Below are 19,465 nucleotides of genomic sequence, written 5' to 3' on the forward strand. Positions count from 1 at the left end.
CTCGGAGCTATCCCGCGACGGTGCTCTCGAAGGCGTGCAGGTAGGAGTTGACCGGACGGACGTCGCCGATCTCCAGACCGGCCTCCGCCATCAGCGCCAGCAGGCTGTCCTTGGAGTGCTTGGCGCCGCCGACGTTGAGCAGCAGCAACAGGTCCATGGCCGTGGTGAACCGCATGGACGGGCTGTCGTCGACCAGGTTCTCGATCACCAGCACCCGGGCGCCGGGGCGCGCGGCTTTGACCACGTTGCGCAGGGTGCGGCGGGTGCTGTCGTCATCCCACTCCAGGATGTTCTTGATGATGTACATATCGGCCTGGACCGGGACCTCGGTGCGGCAGTCGCCCGGCACCAGGTGGACCCGCGAGGCGAGCGGGCCGCCGTCGCGCAGGCGCGGATCGGCGTGCGCCACCACCGCCGGCAGGTCCAGCAGCGTGCCGTGCAGCTGCGGGTAGCGTTCCAGCAGACCGGCCAGCACGTGCCCCTGGCCGCCGCCGATGTCGGCCACCGAGGCCACGCCGGTCAGGTCGACGAAGGCCGCGATGTCATCGGCGGACTGACGGCTGGAGTGGGTCATCGCCTTGTCGAAGACCCGGGCCGAGTCCGAGGCGTCGTCGTGCAGGTAGTCGAAGAACTCCTTGCCGTACAGGCCGGGGAAGACGCTCGCGCCCGAGCGGACCGCGTCGTCCAGGCGCGGCCAGGCCTCCCAGGTCCACGGGGCGGTGCACCAGAGGGCGATGTAGCGCAGGCTGTCGGGAGCGTCCTCGCGCAGCAACCGGGACATCTCGGTATGGACGTAGCCGCCGTCCGCGGTCTCGGCGAAGATCCCGTAGCAGGACAGGGCCCGCAGCAGACGTGCCAGCGGCCGCGGCTCGATGCCCAGCGCCGTCGCCAGTTCGTCGGCCGTGGCCGGAGTGTCGCCGAGAGCGTCCGCGACTCTCAGGCCGGCTGCCGCGCGCACGGCCGCGGCACAGGCCGCGCCGAACACGAGTTCGCGCAGCCGCATGTCCGCGGGTGCGACGTTGGAAGGTGCGGTGGTCATGACGCCGCCAATCTCTTCGAGTCTCTCGTGATGGGTTCGGGGGTTTCCTGGGCAGAGCACGGCGGTCGGTCCGTCGACTGCCGGCCGGTCAGCACCGACCGGCGGGCTGGGAGACGCGGCACTGGTTCTCGGTGAACGCGTTGCCGGGTCCGCCGTCCCGGTCGGCCAGGTCGGCCGGGCCGTTGCCGGTGGCGACGTTGCGGCTGATGGTGTTGTCGGCGCTGGGGCCGCCGTTGTAGCTGAGGAACAGCACGATGCCGCCGGACATCGGCGTGCTGCCGGTGTTGTCGTCGACCTGGTTGTGGGCCACCAGGGTGGACTCGACGCCGGTCAGCACGATGCCGGCGCCCTGGATGGCCGGCAGCATGTCGCTCGGCGGGCAGTACTTGTTGTTCCGGTCCACCCGGTTGTGACTGACGCTCAGGGCGCCCGTGCGCGGCCGGTCGTCGTCGCCCACGACGAAGACGCCGCCGCAGTTGCCGGTGATCGCGTTGCGCTCGACGGTGAGGTCGCGCACCCGCCGGACCACCACGCCCATCCGGTTCCCGGAGAGCTGGTTGTCGCTGATCACCGCGCCCTCGGTGTCGATCGCGCCGCCCTTGCCGTAGGCGATGTTCGCCAGGAAGATGCCGGCCTGGCCGTTGTCCCGGGACACGTTGCCCTGGAAGCGGCCCCGGGTGGACTTCTCCTGGCTGATCCCCTCCGAACCGTTGCGCTCGGCGAGCACCTCACGGACGGTCAGCCGGTCGGTCTCCGAGGCCGAGATGCCGTTCTTCGCGAAGCCCGAGACGGTGAGCGACTCGATCCGGTCACCGGTGAGCCGGTGACCCGCCGATCCGGTGACGCAGATGCCGGCGCCCGCCTGCGCGCACGCGTTGGCGGACCCGGCAGCCGGGTCCGCCGGCGGGCTGAGCACGGTCAGCCGGCCCGCTCCGCGCAGCGTCACGTCCGAGGCGGTGAGCAGCACGCTCTCGTGGTACGTGCCGGGCAGCACCAGGATCGTGTCCCCCGGGCGGGCACCGTCGACGGCCTGCTGGATCGACTGGCCCGGATGGACGACACGGACCGTCGCCGCGTGTGCGGGCGGCGCGGTGCCCAGGCCGATGAGCAGACCGGCGGCGGCGCCCGCCAGCTGACGCGCCCGCCGGGTGGGCAGTCGTGTGGGCCGTCGTGTGGGCATGAGTTCCTGCCTTCCAGGACCCTGGCAAGGAGTCTCCGTGCTCAGCGGCGGACGGGTCGCAGTCCGCCGGCGACGCCGCGCTCGATGCCCGGCTGCGCGTGTCCGTTGACCCGAAGCTATGGGCGCTCATCACAGCGCGCCACTCGTGCTCACTCTCCGCGCCGTCTCGCCGGTACGCCGATCGGATCATCTCTGCGCCGGGGCCGCTGGAGTGCGGCTCGACCGGGGATCGATCGTGCACCACACGTCGAGAGGACTTCCATGTCGCAGCAGCTGCGCAGCCGTGCCACCCGGGCCGTCGCGGTCTCCGCCCTCACCCTGACCGCGGTGGTCGGCGCAACGTGCCCGGCCAACGCGGCCTCGCCCGAGGACCACCCGATCGAGGTGACCTTCAATGCCGCCGGCATCCAGGCGCCGGAGAGCCACCAGGGCGGCCTGGTCAGCTTCCGGATCGCCACCGACGACGCGGCCGGGCGACAGCTGCAGCTGCTGCGCCCGCACGCCGGCGTCACCATCGACAAGGTGCTGCACGACCTCGCGGACTCGTTCAGCGTGACCGGCGGCACGGCGGCGGCCGGGATCCGGGCGGTGCGCGGCGAGGCGGAGGCACTCGGCGGCGCGATGGTGACCTCGGCCGTCCACGAGCAGTTCACCGAGGAGGTGGCCCCGGGCGCCGTCTACCTGCTGGACCTGACGGCGTTCCAGGCGGACCCGGCTCATCCGGTGATGAAGCGCCTGGACCTGGTCGGCACCAGCGGGCAGAGCGCCAACCAGGCCCGCTTCGACGACGGCATGGTGATCGAACGGGACGAGGCGGCCGGCCCCCGGTTCCAGACCGAGGACATGGACCACGCGCACCTGGCCTACCTGGTGCACAACGAGTCCGCCGAACTCCACGAGCTGCAGCTGCGCCCGGTCGCCCCGGGGACCACCGAGGAGGACCTGCGGATCTACTACGCCGGGATCGCCGCGGGCCGGCAGCCGAAGTCCCCGTTCACCGGCCCGGCCACCGGCCTCGGTGTGCTGTCGCCGGACCACAGCGCCTCGATCCAGGCGCACGGTCTCCAGCCGGGCAGCTACGCGCTGATCTGCACGGTGCCGGACGAGCGGCTCGGGTTCATGCACGCCGTGCTCGGCATGCACCGGATCGTCACCTTGCAGTGAGGGGCAGCGGTGGATCCGCGCCGTCCGGGGCCCGGGTCAGAGCGTCAAGGGGCGGTCCGCGGCGGTGATCGGGGCGGGCAGGGCGGTGCGGCCGGTCAGGTACCGGTCGACGGCGGCGGCCGCGGAGCGGCCTTCGGCGATCGCCCAGACGATCAGGGACTGGCCGCGGCCCGCGTCGCCCGCCACGAAGACGCCGTCGTGGTGGGTGGCGAAGCGGGTGTCGCGCGCGATGGTGCCGTCGTCGGTGAGGTCCAGGGACAGGTCCTGGAGCAGTGGGCTGTCCGGGTCCGGGCCGTGGAAGCCGAGGGCGAGCAGCACCAGGTCGGCCGGGATCACCTGGTCGGTGCCGGTCCGCGGCCGGCGGTCGGCGGGCTCGGCCTCGGCCAGGCGCAGGGCGGTGACGTGGCCGTGCGGGTCGCCTTCGAGGTGCAGGGTGGTGGCGGAGAAGATCCGGGCGTCGGCTCCGGCCTGCGGGGCGGTGCGGGTGAGGGCTTCGGCCTCCTCGTGCGAGGTGGTCATCCGGTAGGTCCTGGGGTACACCGGCCAGGGCTGCCCGGCGGTGCGGTGCTCGCCCGGGCGCGGGTTGATGTCGAGCTGGGTGACGGCGCCGGCGTGCTGGCGCAGCGCGGTGCCCAGGCAGTCGGCGGCGGTGTCGCCGCCGCCGACGATGACCACCTGCTTGCCCTCGGCGTCGATCGCGGGGGTGCCGAAGTCGCCCTCCACCACCCGGTTGGCGAGCGGGAGGTACTCCATCGCCTGGTGGACGCCGTCCAGTTCGCGGCCCGGCACCGGCAGTTCGCGCCAGCGGGTCGCGCCGACCGCGATCACCAGGGCGTCGCACCCGGCGCGCAGTTCGGCGGCCGAGACGTCGCTGCCGACCGTGACCCCGGTGTGGAACTCGGTTCCCTCGGAGCGTAGTTGCTCGATCCGGCGGTCCAGGTAGTGCTTCTCCAGGCGGAAGTTCGGGATGCCGTAGCGGAGCAAGCCGCCGATCCGGTCGGCCCGCTCGTAGACGACCGTGCGGTGGCCGGCCCGGGTCAGCTGCTGGGCGCAGGCCAGGCCGGCCGGGCCGGAGCCGACGATCGCCACGCGGTGCCCGGAGGGGTCCAGCGGCGGCAGCGGACGGTCGTGGCCCAGCTGCCAGGCGCGCTCGGCGATGGTGATCTCGACGTTCTTGATGGAGACCGGATCGGAGTCGATCGCGAGCACGCAGGCGCTCTCGCAGGGCGCCGGACAGAGGCGGCCGGTGAACTCAGGGAAGTTGTTGGTGGCCAGCAGCCGGGCGGCGGCGGCCTGCCAGTCGTCGCGGTAGACCAGGTCGTTCCAGTCCGGGATCAGGTTGCCCAGCGGGCACGCGTCGTGGCAGAACGGGATGCCGCAGTCCATGCAGCGCCCGGCCTGCCCGCCGACGATCGGCAGCAGGCTCTGCCCCTCGTAGACCTCGTTCCAGTCCGCTACCCGCGCGGTGGCCGAACGACGAGTCCTGGGGCGGCGCGGGGTGGTCAGAAAGCCCTTCGGATCGGCCATCGGCGGCCTCCGTCAACCTTGAGATCCGGCGCCTGTCACCCGCCCCCTTTTGGCCCGTTTATGCTCGTTCCTCCGCCTTTCAACCCTGATCGGAGGGGTAACCCTGATCGGAGGGGTAACCCTGACCGGGCGGTCAACCCTGATCGGCCGGCTGGTCGGCGAGTAGCTCGGCGACCAGATCGGCGAACGCCTCCGGGGTGACGATCGGGATGCCCAGCTCCTCGGCCTTGGCGCGCTTGGAGCCGGCCTTCTCCCCGGCGACCAGCAGGGTGGTGCGCTTGCTGACCGAGGAGGAGGCCTTGCCGCCGGCCCGCTCGATCAGCTCGTTCATCTCGGTGCGGGACAGCTCGGCCAGCGCGCCGGTCATGCTGCCGGTGACCACGACGGCCTGGCCGGCGAGCGGGCCGGTCGGCTCGGCGTGCTGCGCCGCGGCCGGCGAGCCGCTGGCGGCGCCGGCGGGCTCGGTGACCGCCGTGCCGACCTGCTGGGCGATCAGCCGGTCGAGCACCGGGGCCAGCTCGGTGAGCTCGCTGACGATCAGCTGGGCCTTCTCGGTACCGATCCCGTCGACCTGGGCCAGCGCCTCGGCGTCGGCGGCCCGGATCGCGGCCATGCTGCCGAAGTGCGCGGCGATCCGGCGGGACATGGTGCGGCCGGTGCCACGGACGCCGAGCGCGCAGAAGACCCGGTGCAGCGGTTGGCGCCGGGCGGTCTCCAGGGCGGCGACCAGGTTGTCGGCGCTGGTCTCGCCCATCCGCTCCAGGGTGAGCAGTTGGGCCTTGGTCAGGGTGAACAGATCGGCGACGTCACGCACCAGGCCGGACTCGACCAGCTGGACAGCCCGGGTGCCGCCGAGGCCCTCGATGTCCAGCTGGTCGCGGCCCGCGGCGTAGCGGATCGAGGCGACGGCCTGGCAGCCGCGGCCGCGCACGCAGCGCCAGCGCTGCTCCGAGCGGTCGATCGCGTCGCCGCACCGGGGGCACACCTCGGGGAAGGCGATCGGCGTCTCGGCGCCGGTGCGCTCCTCGACCAGCGGAGCCTCCACCCGGGGGATCACGTCGCCGGCCCGGTGGACGAAGACCTGGTCGCCCAGCATCAGCCCGCGCCGCTCGATGTCGCCGGGGTTGTGCAGGGTGGCGTAGGTGACGGTGACACCGTCGATCACCACCGGTTCGAGCACGCCGCGCGGTGCGATCACGCCGGTGCGTCCGACGTTCCACTCGACCGCGAGCAGCCGGGTGACCTTGTGCTGGGCGGGGAGCTTGCGGGCGACCGCCCAGCGCGGCGCGCGGGAGCCGCTGCCGGCCTGCTCCTGGTCGGCGGCGGCGTCCGCCTTGACCACCACGCCGTCGATGCCGAACGGCAGCTCGGCGCGGAGCGCGGCGATCCGCTCGATCCGCTGCTGGACCTCGTCGAGGGTGGTGCAGCGCAGCGGGTGGGCGGCGGTGGTCGCGGCGGTGTTGGCCCCGAGCCCGGCCAGGTGGGCGAGCAGCTCGGCGTGGCCCAGGGTGTCCAGGCCGAGCGGGGCAAGGCCCACGGCGCCGTAGGCGAAGAAGGTGAGCTCGATCCGGTAGGGGCGGTCCTTGGCGCGCAGCGTGCCGGCGGCCCCGCTGCGCGGGTGGGCGAACGGGGTGGCGCCGTGCTCGGTCCGGACCGCGTTCGCGTGCTCGAACTGCTGCTGGGTGAGCAGCACTTCGCCGCGCAGTTCGAGGTCGAGCGGCTGGGCGAGGGCGGCCGGCAGGCCCAGCACGGCGTCAGCGGCATGCGTGATGTCCTCGCCGGCGAGGCCGTTGCCCCGGGTCAGCAGCTGGACCAGACGACCGGCCCGGTAGCGGGCGGCGACGGCCAGACCGTCGAGCTTGGGCTCCACGCACCAGCCGGCCACCGGACGGCCCAGGCGGCGCTCCAGACCGGCGGCCCAGCCGGCGAGCTCCTCGGCGGAGAACACGTTGTCGAGCGAGAGCATCGCGACCGAGTGGGGCACCTCGCCGACTGCGGCGCCGCCGGCCACCTTGCCGGTGGGGGAGTCGGGCAGCACCTGGTCCGGGTGGGCGCTCTCGTAGGCCTCGATGGCGCGGACCAGCGCGTCGTACTCGTCGTCGCCCAGCGTGGTGGCGCCGTCGGCGTAGTACGCCGCGGCGGCGCGGACGGTGGTGGCGACGGCGTCGGCGTAGGCGGCGGGAGTGGCCAGAGCGGCGGTCTCGTTCATGGTGCCCATCGTCTCGAACCGTACTGACATTCGGCTCGACGGAGCGCGGCCACCGCGGCGGCGGCAGCGTATGCGCGGCGTTGTGATCGGCCTCCGGTGGCCTGGCGCGGTCAATCGGGGGTACACCAAGGGCATGGTTCGGGTGCCGGTCCGATCGTCGACCGCTCTGCTCACCGGCCGATACCGGGGGAGTCGGCGGGAGCCCCCGCCTGCGGATCCGGAGTCCCCGAAGGATCCGCAGTCCCCGAAGCGGCGGTCACGGTTCGGCCGGGGGATCCGCAGCGTAGCCGGGCAGGTGTTCCTGCTGCAGGTGGTCGTGGTGCTGCTGCTGGTGCTGGCGGCCGTGCTGGCGCTGGTGCTGGAGTCGCAGCGGGACAGCAACGTGGAGGCCCGCAACCGCTCGGTGGCCGTCGCCCAGACCTTCGCCAACTCGCCGGGGATCGTGGCCGCGCTGGCGTCCCCGGACCCGACCGCCATCCTGCAGCCGAAGGCCGAGGCGGCCCGGGTCGCCTCGGGGGTGGACTTCATCGTGGTGCTGAACACCGACGGCATCCGGTACACCCATCCCAACCCGGCCCGGATCGGGCAGAAGTTCGTCGGCACCTACCAGCCGGCCCTGCAGGGGCAGGTGGTCATCCAGCGGCTCAACGGGACGATCGGGCCGATCGTGCAGGCCGTGGTCCCGGTGTACGACCCCACCGGCAAGGTGGTCGGCCTGGTCTCCGCAGGGATCACCGTCAGCAAGGTGAGCGGGGTCGTCGACCACCAGTTGCCGCTGGTGCTGGGCACCGCGGCCGGCGCGCTGGTGCTGGCGACGGCGGGGACCGCGCTGGCCAGCCGACGGGTGCTGCACCAGACGCGCGGGCTCGGGCCGACCGAGATGACCCGGATGTACGAGCACCACGACGCGGTGCTGCACGCGGTGCGCGAGGGCGTGCTGGTGGTCGGTGGCGACGGACGGTTGCTGCTGGCCAACGACGAGGCGCGCCGGCTGCTCGGCCTGCCACCGGACGCCGAGGGGCGGCTGATCACCGAGCTGGGCCTGGACCAGGAGGCGGCCGAGCAGCTGGCCTCCGGGCAGCTCATCAGTGACGAGGTGCTGGTCACCGGCGAGCGGCTGCTGCTGGTGAACATCCGGCCCACCGACCAGGCCGGCGGTCCGCCCGGCAGCGTGGCGACGCTGCGCGACTCCACCGAACTGCACGCGCTCTCGGACAAGGCGGAGGCGGCCCGCCGACGGCTCAAGCTGCTCTACGACGCGACCGTGGCGATCGGCACCAGCCTCGACGTGACCCGGACCGCGGAGGAACTCGCGTACTTCGCCGTGCCGCGCTTCGCCGACTACGTCACCGTCGACCTGGCGGAGCCGGTGCTGAACGGGGCGGAGCCGCCCGGCGGCATCGCCGCGCCGATGCGCCGGGTGGCGGTCAGCGGCATCCGGCAGGACGCGCCGTTCTACCCGGTGGGCGAGGTGATCGTGATCCGGCCGGCCACCCCGCAGGCCTGGAGCCTGGACACCGGGCACGCGGTGCGCGACCCCGATCTGCGCTCCTCGACCGCCTGGCTGACCCAGGACCCGGCACGGGCCGGCGAGCTGTTGGAGTTCGGCATCCACTCGGTGGTCAGGGTCCCGCTGCGGGCCCGCGGCGTGCTGCTGGGGCTCGCCAAGTTCTGGCGGGCCGAGGGGTCGGCCCGCTTCGACGAGGACGACCAGTCGCTCGCCGAGGAGTTGGTCGCCCGGGTGGCGCTGAGCATCGACAACGCCCGCCGCTACACCCGCGAGCACGCCATGGCGGTGACCCTCCAGCGCAGCCTGCTGCCGCACGGCCTGCCCGAGCAGACCGCGCTGGAGGTCGCCTACCGCTACCTGCCCGCCCAGGCGGACGTGAGCGGCGACTGGTTCGACGTCATCCCGCTGCCGGGCGCCCGGGTCGCACTGGTGGTGGGCGACGTGGTCGGCCACGGCCTGCACGCCGCCGCCACCATGGGACGGCTGCGGACCGCGGTGCTCAACTTCTCCTCCCTCGACCTGCCGCCGGACGAACTCCTCGGATACCTTGACGAGTTGGTCAACCAGCTCGACCAGGACCAGTCGGCGGGCGCGGACAGCGACGCCGTCACCGGAGCCAGCTGCCTCTACGCGATCTACGACCCGGTCTCGCGGCTCTGCACGATGGCCAGGGCCGGCCATCCGCCGCCCGCGCTGGTCCACCCGGACGGCAGGGTGGAGTTTCCCGAGGTGCCCGCCGGGCCGCCGCTGGGTCTGGGCGGGCTGCCGTTCGCCGCGGCCGAGCTCTGCCTGCCCGAGGGCAGCACGCTGGTGCTCTACACCGACGGGCTGGTGGAGGACCGGGAGCGGGACATCGACGAGGGCCTCGACCTGCTGGCGCGCTCGCTGCGGCAGGTCGGCAGGGGGCCGGAGGAGATCTGCGAGGCGGTGCTCGCCGCCCTGCTGCCCGCCCGGCCGACCGACGACGTGGCGCTCCTGGTGGCCAGGACCCGGGTTCTGACGGGTGATCAGATCGCGCAGTGGCAGGTGCCCTCGGACCGCGCGGCGGTGGGCGAGGTCCGGGCGGCGGTCAGCCGGCAGCTGGCCCGGTGGGGGCTGGAGGAGATGGCGTTCGTGACCGAGCTGATTCTCAGCGAGCTGGTCACCAACGCCATCCGCTATGCGACGGAGCCGATCCAGGTGCGCCTGCTGCGCGACCGGACGCTGATCTGCGAGGTGTCCGACAGCAGCAGCACCTCGCCGCACCTGCGGTACGCCGCCACCATGGACGAGGGCGGGCGTGGGCTCTTCCTGGTCGCCCAGTTCGCCGAGCGCTGGGGCACCCGGCACACCGCGACCGGCAAGGTGATCTGGGCCGAGCAACAGCTGGGCGGGGAACCGGACTTGGGTGCCATGTGGCAGCTGGACGCCGAGTAGCGGCCGGGCGCGTCGAGCGGCGGCCGGGCCGGAGTGTGGGGAGCTCCGGCCCGGCCGCCGTGGTCGGACCTGGTCGGGACGTGGTCGGACGCGGCCGGGTCAGGAGGTGGGAACCAGGATCCACTTCTGGTTGCCGGCACCGTTGTTCGGCCACTGCAGGACGGTGGCGCCGTCGCTCAGCGAGCCGTTGGAGACGTCGACCAGCTGCCCGTCGTAGGCGCTCGTCAGCTGGACCTGGTTGGGGCCGGCGTCGACCAGCGTCCAGCGGGAGTTGCTGTTGCCGTCGTCGTGGTACTGGATCAGCCCGGTGCCCTGGAGGGTGCTCGGGCCGGGGATGTTGAGCAGCTTGCCGCTGTTGACGTTGCCGACGGTGTACGAGCCGGAGCCGGTGGCCGTGACGGTCCACAGCTGGTCGGTCTGCCCGTTGTCCTGCCACTGCACGATCCCGGCGCTGTCCGCGGTGGAGTCGTAGTTGACGTCCATCCGGCCGCCGGTGAGGGCGTTGACCAGCTTGTACCGCATCCCGGCGACGGGCACGGGGACCAGCTTCCACTGCTGGTCGGCGCCGCCGTTCGGGGCGGCCTGGACGACCGAGGTGCCGTTCACGTCGATGTTCTGGCCGTCCGAGCGGGCGGTGACGGTGTACGAACCGTTGCCCGTACTGGTCAGCTTCCAGCGGGAGTTGGCGGCGTTGTCGTCCTGGTACTGGACCAGCTGGGTGCCGGTGGTGGTGCTGTTGCCGGGGATGTTGGCGAGCAGGCCGCTGTTGACGTTGTCGATCTTGTAGGAACCGTCACCGGTCGGGACCAGCTGCCACTGCTGGTCGGCGGTGCCGTCGGCCGGCGCCTGGATCAGGCCGGCGTCGTTGCCGGTCGATGCTCCGCTGACGCCCAGGTACTGGCCCGAGGCCGCGTTCACCAGGTTGTAGTGCAGGGCTGTGTAGTGGCTGCCGGTGCTCGGGGTGACCCGCAGCAGGCGGCTGGCGTGGGGGTTCAGGGTGGCGCTGAACGTCCCGGTGGAGCTGCCGAGTTCGGTGTGGCTCCAGAGGTCGCGCACGGTGGCGGAGCCGCTGAACCCGAGGTCGGGGAAGTGCGCGGTGACGGTCGCGGCGGAGGAGGAGAGGTTGAAGAGGGCGACCGTGTAGCTGCCGTCGCCGTTCGGCGCGGACCAGACCTGCTGCTGGGTGGTCCGGTCGACCGGGGTGGCCGGGTGGCCGGCCTGGTCGACGGCGAGGACCTCGTCGTTGGTGAGCAGTGCGAGGTCGCCGCTGTCCAGGTTGGTCATGTCGGTGCCGAGCAGCAGGTTGGCGTTCTCGATCGACCACAAGGTGAGCTGGCTCTGCCGCTCGTCCGGGGTCAGACCGTCGTTGTTCCCGTTGCCGACCTCGACGGAGTCCAGGTCGTTCCAGCCACCGGCGCCCGCGAAGGGCGCCCACGGCGGGGCGTCCTGGAAGCGGCCGGCGACGTTGTTCCAGTCGGTCAGGGGGTAGGAGCCGCTGGCGCAGTAGCACTCGATGTCGCCGTCGATCCGCCAACTGTTCGCGCTGGCGCGCCAGGTGGGCGCGTTGTTGATGTCCAGCGAGTTGGACAGCGCGAGGTGGATGGGCCGGCCGGTCTGGTCGAGGGCCTGCGACCAGTGCTGGATGTCGGCGACGTCGCCGTCGCCGACCCCGTCGATCTTGAGGAAGTCGATGCCGTAGGAGGCGAGTTGATCGGCCCAGGAGTTCAGGTACGCCTGGGCGGCGGGTGGGTTCTTGGCGTAGTCGATGTAGTACATCGAGCCGTAGCCGTAGTTGTAGTTGGTCTCGAAGCCGAGGGTGTTCGAGACGATGTCGCGGGCGTGGAACGAGGTGCCGGCGATCGGGGTGTTCTGGTTGTAGGCGGCCACCGGGATGCCCGGCGTCAGGTACATCCCGAACTTCTCGCCCAGGTTGTGGACGTAGCTGCCCACCGAGCCCATGCCGTCCGGGAATCGGCTGGGGTCGGTCGCCCAGCGGCCGTAACCGTCCACCGTGTTGGCCGGGTTGAGGTACCAGAAGTCGTCGATGTTGACGTAGCGGTAGCCGTGCGAGACGAGGCCAGAGGTCGACATCGCCTTGGCCTGCGCCTCGACGTTCGCCTCGGTGGGGTCCTTCCGCAGGAAGCTCCAACTGCTCCACCCCATCGGCGGGGTGACGGAGGCTCCGTTGTCCTGGGCCTGGGCGGGGGTGGCGGCGCTGAGCAGCAGGGGCGGTGCGGCGGCGGCCGCGGCGAGCGCGAGGACGAGGGCCGGCCGGATCAGTCGGCCCAGCAGGCCGGCGGGGGAGGTGCGCAAGGGTGGCCTCCGAGGTGGTGGGGGAGGGGTGCGGCGGGATGGGGATGGGGGGCGAGCGGGTGGCGAAGCAGGCACAGGAACCGACAGAAATAAACAGGTTCAAACGGCTGGACATATGACAGCCAGGTTGCGTACCGATGTCAAGGCCTCGCGCAGAAGTGGGCGTTGGGCCGGGTGGATGTCCCGCAGGCCTTGTGCGGTCTCTTGACATGACTTCGGCGGGAGCTCACCATTGTGCGCAAATGTTAGCTTGCGTCAGTTTGAGTGCGGCCGTGTTCGGCGGTGTTTCGGCGGGGATTCGTTCGGCGTTTCGCCGGATCGGGTCAGGACGGGTCGACCCGGCGGACCGTCAGTGGCGTGCGCGGGGCCTGGTGCCCGCCGCTGAGCAGCATCCGCACCTCGCCCTGGTCGCTGATCTCCGCGCGAACGATCCCCGTCGCGTCGCCGTACACGGGGTGGCCCGCCGGGCCGCGGGCTCCGGTCGGGCGGACCAGGACCACGTCGTACGGCTCGCTGGTCGCGGCATCGGTTTCGGCGTGGGCGAAGACCAGTTCGTACAGCGGTCCGTCGTTCTCGCTCATCAGTGGCCTCCTCGCCGCCAGCGTGCGGCGTGTCGCCTCCCCTGAGAGCTCGCCTTCCCTGGGGAGGCCGGTGGAAACGTCCGCCGGCCCGGATTCCGGGCGTGCTGCCGCGGGGCTGCCGGCGGGCGGCGGTGGGGTGCATTGTGAGTTCCGAACTGATGATCCATAAGATGCGGGCCGTGATGATCATCAGACGACGATGGCCGACCCGGCCCGCCGCCCTGCTCGCCGCCCTGCTGACCGTGGCCTTCGCGGTCCTCGGCGGCGGCCTGCCCGCGTACGCCGACCAGCCCACGGCCGGGCCCAGCGCCCCGACGAGCACCACCGAGGCACCGAAGGTCGACCTGATCCTGGATGTCAGCGGTTCCATGGGGATCCAGGACATCGAGGGCAGAAGCCGGATCTCGGTGGCCCAGCAGTCCATCGACGAGGTGATCGACGCGTTGCCGCCGGAGGCCGAGTTCGGCATCCGCACGCTGGGCGCGACCTACCCCGTGAGCGACAAGACGGACGGCTGCAAGGACACCCAGGTGCTCTACCCGGTCGGCAAGACCGACAAGGTCGAGGCCAAGACCGCGGTCGCCACCCTGCGCCCCACCGGTTGGACTCCGATCGGACTGGCGCTGCGCGGCGCGGCGCAGGACCTGGGCACCGGGCAGGCCACCCGACGAATAGTGCTGATCACCGACGGTGAGGACGACTGCTCGCCGCCGGACCCCTGCGACGTGGCCCGTGAACTGGCCGCCCAGGGGACCCACCTGGTGGTGGACACGCTGGGCCTGGCGCACGACGACCAGGTCCGCCAGCAGCTGCTCTGCATCGCGAACGCCACCGGCGGGACCTACACCGACGTCCACACCCAGCAGCAGCTCAGCCAGCGGGTGCAGCAGCTGGTCACCCGGTCGGACACCAGCTACCGGGCGACTCCGGCCGACATCGCCGGCGCGGACAGCTGCGCGGGCGCGCCGCTGCTCACCCCCGGCGTCTACGCCGACCGGGAGAAGTTCGCCGAGCACCGGTTCTACCGGGTGTCGGTCAAGCCGGGCCAGGAGCTGCGCGCCTCGGTGAGCGTCACGCCGGACCGCGCGGTGGCGCCGGACTACGGTGTGCTGCTGCGGGCGACCGACGTGGGCGGGCAGGAGCTGGTGCGCGGGACGGACGCGGGCAGCGGGCGCACCGACGTGGCGTCCACCGGACTGCGGTGGTCCGCGCCGGGATCGGTCGGGGCGACCGCCTCGCCGACCGCGTCGGTGGCCGGCGTCCCGGCGACCGACCCGAACACCGGACAGGTGGTCTGCCTGACCGTCAGCAACTCCTTCGCCGGTCAGCCCGGCGTGCAGGCCGATCCCGGCCTGCCGCTGGAGCTGACGGTGGACGTGGTGGCGGCCTCGCCGGCGCCGGACGGTCCGGCGTTGGGCCTGGGCCGGGGCTGGGTGATGCTGCTGGTGCTCACCGGTGCGGGGCTGGTCACCGGCCTGCTCTGGGGCTGGGTCGCGCGCTGGCGGATCGCGGTCTGGCGGGCGAACTGATGAGGCATGGGGAACTGACGATGCGTGGCAGAATCTCGACCGCCCTGACCACCCTGACCGCCGTGGGCGTCGCGGCAGGGGCCGTGCTGGTGCTGGGGGCGCCCGCGGCGCAGGCCGACTCGGCCTCGCCCTCTCCCTCGGCGTCCGCGAGCGGTTCGGCGGCGCCGGTGACCAGCTCCGGCACCTCCTTCCTGACCGCCACCACGCTCGCCCCGGGCCAGGCCGCCCGGGTCGCCGCCGCCACCGGCGACTACCTCTACTGGGCGTTCGCGGCCTCGGCAGGCCAGACCGACACCGTCACGGTCGACGTCACGCTGCCGCCGGCGGCCCAGCGGCACGGCCCGCAGACCTGGACCGTGGACCTCTTCGACGGCCTGCGCCGCCGGCAGGCCTGCACGGCCGGGCCGCAGAACGGCACCGCCGACCAGACGGCCGGTTCGCTCTCGATGAGCTGCACCCTGCGGCAGATCCGCTCCTGGGCCGAACCCTGGTCGGGCGACCCGCTGCCGGGCACCTACTACGTCCGGCTGTCGACCTCCGACGTGCAGCAGTCCGACCTGGGCCTGGCCGCCCAGGTGAACGTGCGGGTCGGCGCCACCGGCGGGGCGGACGAGGCGCAGCCGGAGGGCGGCGCGCTCAAGGCCGCGCTGGTGCCGCCGGTCAATCCGGGCGCGACCGTGGCGCCGGGCGCCACCGGCCTGCCGAGCGCGGCAGCCTCGGCGTCCGCCGTGGCGTCGACGCCCGGCGGTGCCGCCGTGGCGGCGCCGAGCACGCCCGCCTCCCACTGGTACTCCGGGCTGTTCTCGGGCTGGAACACCCGGTGGTTCTGGACCCTGGGCGGCGCGGCCCTCGCCTCGCTGGCCGGCGTCGGCGGGTACACCCTGACCCGGCATCCGCGGGGCCGGCGGCCCTGGTCGCCGCGACCGCCGCACTCGCACACCGAGCGGTCCTGACCTGACGTCAGGCCCTCCGCTCCGGGCCCGGCACGCTTCGGCGTGCCGGGCCCCGCGCTTCACCGCCGCGGGACCGAACGAGCCTCATGATGTCGGTGCGGCGTGCGACGCTTCGTCAGGTCGTAGGTCGTAGGTCGTGGTCGTGAACCCGAACTGCCCGGAAGAGGAGCAAGTCCCGTGCGCATCGTGATCAATGAGTTCATCAGTCTGGACGGCGTGGTGCAGGCGCCCGGCGCGCCCGAGGAGGACACCGACGGCGGTTTCGCGCACGGCGGTTGGACGCATCCCTTCTTCGACCCGGAGGTGGTGGGCGGCGCCTTCGCCGACGCGCTGACCAAGGCCGAGGCGCTGCTGTTCGGGCGCCGCACCTGGCAGACCATGGCCGCGGCGTGGCCCGATCGGGCCGGCGACCCGTTCGCCGATCGGATGAACAGCATCCCGAAGTACGTCGTCTCCCAGACGCTCGGCGACGCCGAGTTGACCTGGCAGAACAGCACGCGGATCCCCGGTGACAAGGCTGTCGCCCGGATCCGGGAGCTGCGTGAGAGCGACGGCGGCGACCTGCTGGTGATGGGGAGCCCCACCCTGGCGCGGACCCTGCTGCGCGAGGACCTGGTCGGTGAACTGCGGCTGATGGTCATGCCGGTGCTGCTCGGCGGCGGAAAGACGATCTTCCCGGAGGACGGCGCGCTGCGCACGCTGGAGCTGGTCTCCACGGTCACCAGTGGCACCGGCGTGAACGTGTGCACCTACCGGCCGGCCGGATCGAAGTAGCCGCGGTCCGCGGCCGGTCAGCCGAGCCGCATCCAGAGGGGCCAGAACGGCAGGACCGAGAGCAGCAGCCCCACGCCGGCCGCCGTCAGGCCGGTCCGCGCGGTGCTGCGGCCGGTGCGCGGGGGCTCGGGCCTGCGGGGCTCGACCGGGGCGCTGTCGATCCTGGTGAGGGCGATCCGGCCGACCCAGCCACCGGCCGTTTGGCGGGCAGGGTACCGTCCGTGCGCCGACCGCCCGAACAGGCCGGTGTACGAAGGAGATCGCCAGTGTGCGAAGCACCCGAATCGTGATCAAGGATCCGTGCCGGATGGGAACCCGAGGCCCTACGGTGCACGTCGCAGGCATCGCCGCGCACGCGCGCGGTCGGCCACGCACGCGCGGCCAGGCGGCATCGAGACCAGAGGGAACCAGAGAACGACTATGAACGGCCTGACCGACGAGAGCACGGCCGGGGCCGACGGCCCGTGGACCCTGCCCGGCTACACCCATGAACGCGAACTCGGTGCCGGGGGCAGCGGGCGCGTGGTGCTGGCCCGGCACGAGGCCACCGGCAGCCGGGTGGCGGTCAAGTACCTGAGCGCGGCGGTCGGCGACACCAGCGCTTTCCGCCGTGAGGCGGAGCTGCTCGGCGCGCTGCGCTCCCCACAGGTCGCCCGGCTCTACGAGTACGTGGAGGGCCCGCGCGGCGCCGCCATCGTGATGGAGCTGGTGGACGGCATCGCCCTGCGCGCGCTGCTGCGCCAGGAGGGTGCGACCTCGCCCGAGGCAGCCCTGGTGGTGCTCAAGGGCTCACTGCTGGGCCTGGCCGCCGCGCACGCCGCCGGGGTGGTGCACCGTGACTACAAGCCGGAGAACGTGCTGGTCACGGTCGACGGGTCGTCCAAACTGGTGGACTTCGGCATCGCGGTCCCGCACGGCGCCACCGGGAAGATCGCCGGCACCCCGGTGTACATGGCCCCCGAGCAGTGGGCGGGCCGGCCGGCCTCGCCATCGGCGGACGTGTACGCCGCCACCGCCACCTTCTTCGAGTGCCTCACCGGGGCCAAGCCCTACAACGGCACCACACTGGCCGAGTTGGCCGCTCAGCACACCGAGGCCCCGATCCCCGACCAGCTGGCCCCGGAACCGGTGCGGTCGCTGATCCGCGCGGGGCTGGCCAAGACGCCGGGGGAGCGGCCGGCCAGTGCGGCCGCGTTGGTCGAGCATCTGGAGCTGGTGGCGCACGCCGGGTACGGGGCGAAGTGGGAGGAGCGCGGGCGGGACGCGCTCGCCGCGCTGGTCGCGCTGCTGCCGCTGCTGCTGCTTCCGTCCGGCGGCAGCGCGGCGGCGGGCAGCACGGCGCTGGCCACCACCGTGCTGGGTGGCGGGGCCGCCGACTTCGCTCCGGCTGGCAACCAACTCGCCGTTCCGAGAACGGGGTTGAGCCGCCGGGCCAAGGTGCTGGCCGGTGCGGTCGGGGTGGCGTTGCTGGGCGGGGCGATGGTCGACGTCGCCGTCGCCGACGGGCCGGGCGCCTGGGGCGCGACCAGGATCACGACGGCCGGCCCGGCGGCCGAGCTGACCACCTCGCTCGCGCCGGCGGCCGATGTGGCGGCGGGGGGCTCGGCTGCTGCCGTGGCTTCGGCGGCCGCTTCGGTATCGGCGTCGACCTCGGCGTCCGCGTCCGGCTCGCCGAGTCCCTCCGCTGCCGCGTCCCCGTCCGGGTCCGCAACGGCTTCGGCGACGGCATCGCCGCAACGCGGCGGCGGCGCGGCTCCGAGCAGCAGCCGGTCGGCTGCGGCCGGACCAGCTCCCACCTCGACCGGCGGGCCGGCCGCTGGTCCGTCGACCGCGCCCAGTGCGGGGCCCACCGCGGTGCCCACCGTGGCGCCGACCTCGCCGTCCTCGTCCGTGCCGGCGACGCCCTCGGCGGCGCCGACTCCGCTGCGGGTGCTCGCAGTGAGCATCACCGGTTACGGCTGCTACGGGAACTACGGCACCAGCGGCACCGTCGACGTCACCTCGGACGGCGCCGCCGCCGGGACGCTGACGGTCAGTTGGGTGGACGACGACGGCGGATCGCGCAAGGGGGTCGCGAGCCAGACCTTCACCCTCGCCAAGGGGCAGACCCGGACCGCGTTCCCGGTCAGCCACACCTTCGCCGACAGCGCGACGTTCTGGGGACTGCAGGTCGCCACCGACCCGGCTGCGGTCCGGGGCCAGGGCGGCTACCAGGAGGTCGCCGCCTACCTGTGCAACCCGCCCCGCTGACCACTCCGCCGACCACTCCGCTGACCGTTTCGCAGAACCGCGGCCGCAGACCGGCCAAGACCAGCCGCCAGGAAGAGAGCATGTCCACACCTCAGGACCCGACCGTCGAGCTGCCGTCGGGCCAACTGTCCACTGTCGAGCTGCCGTCGGGCCAGTTGCCGACCATGGAGCTGCCGTCGGGCGCGTTGTCCACCGTCGAGCCGTCCACTGTCGAACTCCCGGCGGGCGAGCTGTCCACCGAAGAGCTCCCGCCCGCCGCACCCCGCCCGGTCGATCCGGAGGTGGACAGCGCCACGTTGCTCGACGAGGAGGTCTGGGACACCCCGGCCGCCACCGTCGAGCTGCCCGAGGGCACGACCGCAGAGCCGGCCGCCACGGTTGAACTGCCCGAGGACGAGGACGGGCTGCGCCGCTTCGGTCCGGGCGTGCCGAGCTCGGCCACTGTGGCCATCCCGCCACTGGCCGCCGCCCGGTGGCGCGGCGTCGAGCCGCCGGCCCCCACCGAGCAGTCGCCCCGGCGCCGGGGCTCGCGGTGGCTGGTGCCGGTGCTGATCCTGCTGGCGGTGCTGGCCGTCCTGATCTGGCAGTGGTGGCCGAATCCGCTCGCGGTCACCGGGGTCTCGGTGCGTACCGATCCGGCCGGCCCGGCCTGCGATGGCACCGCCGTCGTGACCGGCACCCTGGACACCGACGGCGGGGCGGGAACCGTCTCCTACCGTTGGCGGCGTAGCGACGGCACGGTCTCCGCCGACCTCACCCAGCCGGTTCCCAAGGGCAGCCGGCACACCGATGTGGTGCTCCGCTGGACCTTCGAGGGCAAGGGGGCCATGGCGGCCACCGCGACCCTGGAGGTCCTCTCGCCGGATCCGCGCAGTGCGGCGGCCTCGTTCGACTACAGCTGCCAATAAGTCTTCTGACGGTCGGTCAGTCAGGGTTGACCGGGCTCACCGCGTGCAGCGGTCCCCGTTGGGTTCACTGGCGGGCGCTCAGCCGTGCGGGGGTCAGGGCAAGGGTTGGGGG

13 protein-coding genes are annotated in these 19,465 nt (G+C 72.9%); 7 read left to right on the top strand and 6 right to left on the bottom strand.

Features of this window, described 5'->3' with window-relative positions:
* Positions 1-7: 7 nt before the first annotated feature.
* Positions 8-1,039 carry a methyltransferase gene (locus tag P3T41_RS09985; protein WP_280689297.1) on the bottom strand — a complete coding sequence of 344 codons (1,032 nt, stop codon included), beginning with the start codon at positions 1,037-1,039 and terminating at the stop codon, positions 8-10.
* Between the two features lie 88 nt (positions 1,040-1,127).
* Positions 1,128-2,219: a right-handed parallel beta-helix repeat-containing protein gene (locus P3T41_RS09990; RefSeq protein ID WP_280689298.1), complete on the bottom strand. Its 1,092-nt coding sequence runs from the start codon at positions 2,217-2,219 to the stop codon at positions 1,128-1,130.
* A gap of 261 nt (positions 2,220-2,480) precedes the next feature.
* Between P3T41_RS09990 and P3T41_RS09995 the strand changes: the two genes are divergently transcribed.
* Positions 2,481-3,383: a hypothetical protein gene (locus P3T41_RS09995; RefSeq protein WP_280689299.1), complete on the top strand. Its 903-nt coding sequence runs from the start codon at positions 2,481-2,483 to the stop codon at positions 3,381-3,383.
* 36 nt (positions 3,384-3,419) lie between these two features.
* Here P3T41_RS09995 and P3T41_RS10000 read toward each other — a convergent pair whose 3' ends face one another.
* Together P3T41_RS10000 and ligA are read right to left on the bottom strand one after the other, a co-directional pair.
* Positions 3,420-4,910: a glutamate synthase subunit beta gene (locus P3T41_RS10000; protein WP_280689300.1), complete on the bottom strand. Its 1,491-nt coding sequence runs from the start codon at positions 4,908-4,910 to the stop codon at positions 3,420-3,422.
* A gap of 133 nt (positions 4,911-5,043) precedes the next feature.
* Positions 5,044-7,119, bottom strand: a complete 2,076-nt coding sequence (ligA, locus tag P3T41_RS10005; RefSeq protein WP_280689301.1) for an NAD-dependent DNA ligase LigA — start codon at positions 7,117-7,119, stop codon at positions 5,044-5,046.
* Between the two features lie 133 nt (positions 7,120-7,252).
* Between ligA and P3T41_RS10010 the strand changes: the two genes are divergently transcribed.
* A complete protein-coding gene (locus P3T41_RS10010) occupies positions 7,253-10,045 on the top strand; it encodes a SpoIIE family protein phosphatase (RefSeq protein WP_280689302.1) in 2,793 nt (930 codons plus the stop codon).
* 99 nt (positions 10,046-10,144) lie between these two features.
* Here the strand turns inward: P3T41_RS10010 and P3T41_RS10015 are convergent, their stop codons facing one another.
* Both P3T41_RS10015 and P3T41_RS10020 read right to left on the bottom strand, forming a co-directional pair.
* Entirely contained in the window at positions 10,145-12,358 is a 2,214-nt protein-coding gene (locus P3T41_RS10015) for an alpha-galactosidase (protein WP_280689303.1), read from the bottom strand.
* A gap of 323 nt (positions 12,359-12,681) precedes the next feature.
* Positions 12,682-12,939, bottom strand: coding sequence for a DUF6296 family protein (locus tag P3T41_RS10020; protein ID WP_280689304.1), 258 nt, complete (start codon positions 12,937-12,939; stop codon positions 12,682-12,684).
* A 182-nt stretch (positions 12,940-13,121) separates the two neighbouring features.
* Between P3T41_RS10020 and P3T41_RS10025 the strand changes: the two genes are divergently transcribed.
* The 5 genes from P3T41_RS10025 to P3T41_RS10045 all read left to right on the top strand — a co-directional run bounded on the left by P3T41_RS10025 (position 13,122) and on the right by P3T41_RS10045 (position 19,353).
* Entirely contained in the window at positions 13,122-14,468 is a 1,347-nt protein-coding gene (locus P3T41_RS10025) for a VWA domain-containing protein (RefSeq protein WP_280689540.1), read from the top strand.
* 20 nt (positions 14,469-14,488) lie between these two features.
* Complete coding sequence (locus P3T41_RS10030) at positions 14,489-15,421, top strand: peptidase (protein ID WP_280689305.1); 933 nt, start codon at positions 14,489-14,491, stop codon at positions 15,419-15,421.
* 177 nt (positions 15,422-15,598) lie between these two features.
* On the top strand, positions 15,599-16,195 hold the full coding sequence (locus tag P3T41_RS10035; protein WP_280689306.1) for a dihydrofolate reductase family protein: 597 nt from the start codon (positions 15,599-15,601) through the stop codon (positions 16,193-16,195).
* Between the two features lie 420 nt (positions 16,196-16,615).
* Positions 16,616-18,445: a serine/threonine-protein kinase gene (locus tag P3T41_RS10040; protein ID WP_280689307.1), complete on the top strand. Its 1,830-nt coding sequence runs from the start codon at positions 16,616-16,618 to the stop codon at positions 18,443-18,445.
* A gap of 80 nt (positions 18,446-18,525) precedes the next feature.
* Positions 18,526-19,353: a hypothetical protein gene (locus P3T41_RS10045; protein ID WP_280689308.1), complete on the top strand. Its 828-nt coding sequence runs from the start codon at positions 18,526-18,528 to the stop codon at positions 19,351-19,353.
* Positions 19,354-19,465 lie beyond the last annotated feature (112 nt).

Source organism: Kitasatospora sp. GAS204B (assembly GCF_029892155.1).
Classification (GTDB): Bacteria; Actinomycetota; Actinomycetes; order Streptomycetales; family Streptomycetaceae; genus Kitasatospora.